Origin of the sequence: Caballeronia arationis, assembly GCF_001544975.2 — a bacterium.
Taxonomy (GTDB): domain Bacteria; phylum Pseudomonadota; class Gammaproteobacteria; order Burkholderiales; family Burkholderiaceae; genus Caballeronia; species Caballeronia arationis.
Genome location: NZ_FCOG02000351.1, coordinates 1 through 2513 on the forward strand (window position 1 = coordinate 1; position 2513 = coordinate 2513).

The following is a 2513-nucleotide window of genomic DNA, read 5'->3' on the forward strand; positions in this document are numbered from 1 at the left end:
ACATGGTCAGTATCCACGTGCGCCCGCCCGAAATCGAGGACCGCCTGCTGCCTGGGCATTGGGAAGGCGATTTCATCGTGCGACCTGCAAGTCGCATGTTTCTCTGTTTCACGGGGGCAAGTATGACCTGACGAAACCAGCTGTTCCATCAGCTGTTCCCTACCCGGGCATGCAGAACCGGTAACAGTTCTGTGTGAAGCCCCGGGGACAACGTAGCCGCCGGATACCCGGTACGCCGAGCCGCGAGGCAAGGCGGAATCTGCCAGCACAAAGGCGGAGAGGTGCAAGGGATGGATGGGTACGACCAACACATGTGAACGTCCGAAACGCGCCGTTACGCCTAACAAGCCAAACGTGCTGACAGGCTTGAACCAAAACGGTATGCGGCAAGGAATGGCCTCTTATGAATGGGCCATCATGGACAGTACGCCGCCGGCGCATAGGACGGGTCCGAACCATCCGGAGAATCATGCGGAACAGGGTAAGCCCGTATCGCTGCCCAATGGGCAGGCCGACCGTAAGGAGAGCCATCGGCGGTGCGGGTAAAGGAATGCGGAGAAAGCGAACGCCTGTCTGTAACGGACGGGATACGGGCTGAGACATCGCCCGACGCGAAAGCGGGCAGACTTCCGCGCGGTCATTCATGGCGAGAGAACCTTGACTAACCGTTATACGAGGGAAAGCAGATGACGGCGCACGACGCGGAAGTGTCAGGCGCTGGTGCGCCCTCGCGCGATGCACAGATGTGGGACCATGCAAACTGGTCGCATATCGAGGCACAGGTGAGGCGGCTTCAGGAGCGTATCGCCAAGGCAACTCGGGAAGGCCGATGGGGCAAGGTAAAAGCCTTGCAGCGTTTGCTGACCCGCTCGCATAGCGGCAAGATGCTGGCCGTGAAGCGGGTGACGGAAAATCGCGGCAAGAGAACGCCGGGGGTGGACGGCAGGATCTGGTCATCCTCGGCGGCCAGGTGGAAAGGAGTGTTGTCGCTGCGTCATCGGAGTTATCGCGCGATGCCGCTGCGGCGTGTTTACATTCCGAAGAGTAATGGACAACGGCGTCCGTTAGGAATCCCATGCATGCGGTGCCGGGCGATGCAGGCGTTATGGAAGCTCGCTCTGGAACCCGTTGAGGAGACACTGGCGGACCCGAATTCCTACGGCTTTCGGCCCGAACGCTCGACTGCCGACGCCATCGAACAGTGCTTCATTGCTCTGGCAAGGCAGGCATCGTCAGAGTGGGTTCTGGAAGGTGACATACGGGGCTGTTTCGACAACTTCAGTCATCTCTGGTTCCTAGAGCACATACCGATGGACAAGACGGTCCTGCGCAAGTGGCTCGAGGCTGGCTATATTGATGAGGGAACCCTGTTCGAATCGCGGGCGGGTACGCCCCAGGGCGGTATCATCTCGCCCGTGATCGCGAATATGGCGCTGGATGGACTTGAGGCGGCAGTACACGCGAGTATCGGTATCTCGAAACTTGCACGTCGCACGGCCAAACTCAACGTGATCCGATATGCCGATGATTTCGTGGTGACCTGCGCTTCGAAAGAAGTGCTCGAATCCTGCGTTCTTCCGGCGATCCGTCGTTTCATGGCGGACCGTGGTCTAGAACTGTCGGAGGAGAAAACCCGGATCACGCACATAACGGAGGGTTTCGATTTCCTTGGCCAGAACGTACGCAAGTACGGCGGCAAACTGCTGATCAAGCCAGCGAAGAAGAGCATCAAATCGCTGCTTGACAAGGTCCGGGAGGTCATCAAGGGCAACGCTGGCGCCACCCAGGAAGCGCTGATACGGCAACTCAACCCGCTCATCCGGGGTTGGGCCATGTATCACCGCCACGTCGTGGCGAAAGCGACCTTCTCATTGATAGACTCGCACATCTGGCAACTGCTCTGGAAGTGGGCTGTGCGCAGGCACCCCACGAAAGGAGCACGATGGGTGAGGAGGCGATACTTTCGGACAGACGGACAGCGGTCATGGGACTTTGCGACGGACGAAACCCGGGCTGACGGCAGCATCGGCAGTCTGCGGCTATTCCGCGCAATGACGGTTGCAATCATGCGTCACGTCAAGATCCGTGCGCCGGCCAATCCGTTCGATCCAGTATGGACGTCCTACTTCGCCCGTCGTCGCGCCGCGAAACATCCCGTCGGCTTGTCCGGTGCCACTCGATGGTGCTGAAGAATGGCTTGAGCCGGATGCGAGGTGACTCGCCCGTCCGGTTCTTAGGGGAGAACGTGCCGGTAACGGTACGTTCTTACCCGACAAAGGCGCCGGCAATCAATCCTCCGTTGGCGTACTGGTTGAGCGCACCAGCCGCCTGGTGTTGCTTGCCAAGATGGACGATGCAACCGCCGCCTCAGCTCTGGCGAGCGTCTCGGCCAAACTCAATTCGATTCCTGAACCCTTGCGCCAGAGCTTTACTTACGACCAGGGCAAGGAACTCGCGCGGCATCAGGAACTTGCCGCCACCACAAGCGTGAGGGTGTACTTCTGCGACCCACA

Annotated in this window: 1 protein-coding gene and 1 pseudogene; both read left to right on the forward strand. The window is 59.5% G+C overall.

Going from position 1 to position 2513, the window contains the following annotated elements; translation table 11 throughout:
- The first annotated feature begins 686 nt into the window (after positions 1–686).
- Positions 687–2189 (forward strand): group II intron reverse transcriptase/maturase, encoded by a 1503-nt coding sequence (gene ltrA, locus AWB81_RS42015; protein WP_062644424.1) that lies wholly within the window; start codon positions 687–689, stop codon positions 2187–2189.
- An 85-nt stretch (positions 2190–2274) separates the two neighbouring features.
- Positions 2275–2513: pseudogene (locus tag AWB81_RS42020) on the forward strand (DDE-type integrase/transposase/recombinase); the annotation flags it as partial.

Bases quoted from the DNA above. Each gene is read 5' to 3' on its own strand.
- ltrA (WP_062644424.1), top strand. From the start codon at position 687: ATGACGGCGCACGACGCGGAAGTGTCAGGCGCTGGTGCGCCCTCGCGC.